At 64.6% G+C, this 1,202-nt stretch carries 1 protein-coding gene; it reads right to left on the bottom strand.

Annotated elements, in window-relative coordinates; all coding sequences use genetic code 11:
• Positions 1-131: 131 nt before the first annotated feature.
• A partial coding sequence (locus ACL03H_RS23830; RefSeq protein ID WP_412813545.1) for an S-(hydroxymethyl)mycothiol dehydrogenase occupies positions 132-1,202 on the bottom strand: 1,071 nt, incomplete at its 5' end.

Raw genomic sequence — 1,202 nt, 5'->3', positions numbered from 1 at the left:
GTCGTGCGGGACGTCGATGACGACGCACTCGGAGTCGTCGCCGACGACCCAGGCGTTGTTCTCGACCTCGTGGACCTCCCCGTCCAGCGAGAAGGTCCCCGACGTCGTGGCGTGATCAACACGAACGGCCATCACAGGACCACCACCGAGCGCAGGACCTCCCCGCCACGCATCTTCTCGAACGCCGACTCCACCTGATCCAACCCGATCTCCTCAGACACGAAATCCTCCAACGGCAACCGACCCTGCTGGAACAACTCCACCAACATCGGAAAATCCCTCGACGGCAAACAATCCCCATACCACGACGACTTCACCGCACCACCACGACCGAACACATCCAACAACGGCAACTCCACCACCATCTCCGGAGTCGGCACCCCCACCAACACCACCGTCCCCGCAAGATCCCGCGCATAAAACGCCTGCTTGAACGTCCCCGGCGTACCCACCGCATCAATCACCACATCCGCACCATGCCCACCAGTCAACTCCCGCACCGCCTCCACCACATCCACCTCCGACGCATTCACCACATGCGTCGCCCCGAACCCCCGCGCCCACTCCAACTTCACCGGATCCCGATCCACCGCGATCACCCGACGCGCCCCCACCAACGCCGCACCCGCGACCGCACCATCACCCACACCACCACACCCGATCACCGCAACCGAATCCCCCAACCCCACACCCCCGGTGTTCACCGCGGAACCAATCCCCGCCATCACACCGCACCCCAACAACCCCACCACCGCCGCACGCGCCCCCGGATCCACCTTCGTGCACTGACCCGCATGCACCAACGTCTTCTCCGCGAACGCACCAATCCCCAACGCCGGCGACAACGCCGTCCCATCCAACAACCGCATCGGCCGCGCAGCATTGCGCGTATCAAAGCAATACTGCCCACGACCCCGCCGACACGCCCGACACACCCCACACACCGCACGCCAGTTCAACACCACGAAATCACCCGGCACCACATCCGACACACCCTCACCCACCGCCTCCACCACACCAGCAGCCTCATGCCCCAACAAAAACGGAAAATCATCACCGATACCCCCCTCCCGGTAATGCAAATCCGTATGACACACCCCGCACGCCCGCACCCCCACCACAGCCTCACCCGGACCAGGCTCAGGAACCTCGATCGAGACCACCTCGACCGGCTCGCCCTTCCCCCTCGCCACCACAGCGCG

This window comes from Saccharopolyspora antibiotica, assembly GCF_047200635.1.
GTDB lineage: Bacteria > Actinomycetota > Actinomycetes > Mycobacteriales > Pseudonocardiaceae > Saccharopolyspora_C.
Note: the sequence above shows the minus strand (reverse complement) of the source record. Positions and strands in the feature narration are given on the sequence as shown.